Annotated in this window: 1 protein-coding gene; it reads right to left on the minus strand. The window is 49.9% G+C overall.

Annotation, left to right across the window (positions count from 1 at the left end):
* Positions 1–415, minus strand: a 415-nt coding sequence (locus ACTHTY_RS11850) for an MFS transporter (protein ID WP_440367824.1), incomplete at its 3' end; no start/stop codon positions are given.
* Positions 416–457 lie beyond the last annotated feature (42 nt).

The following is a 457-nucleotide window of genomic DNA, read 5'->3' on the forward strand; positions in this document are numbered from 1 at the left end:
ATGCCAATGTTCGTTTTTCAGGCGGATAGGAAGCCATCAGAAGACTTTGAGACAAAGGAATCAACGGCCCGGCGATAAAGCCTTGCAACACTCGGAAAAAAACCAAGGCTTGAAGATTATGCGCCATACCGCACAGCCATGACGTTACGACAAAACCAATCACGGCAGCAATAAAGATTTTAACCTCGCCAAACCGCTTGGCCAAAAAGCCGGTCAGGGGAACGGAAATGGCATTGGCTACGGCAAATGAGGTAATCACCCAAGTGCACTGCGTGGTCGCCGCACCCAAATCCCCTGCGATAACGGGCACGGCGACGTTGGCGATGGTGCTGTCCAAGACTTCCATAAATACGGCCAAGCTGAGCGCCAAAGTTGCCAACACCAGCTTAAACCCTTGTAACGGCGGATAATTCATATTTTTAAACTATAAGACAACCGCCAAAGCGGTCGATTGAAG

Origin of the sequence: Neisseria sp. P0019.S002 (assembly GCF_051957155.1) — a bacterium.
Taxonomy (GTDB): domain Bacteria; phylum Pseudomonadota; class Gammaproteobacteria; order Burkholderiales; family Neisseriaceae; genus Neisseria; species Neisseria perflava.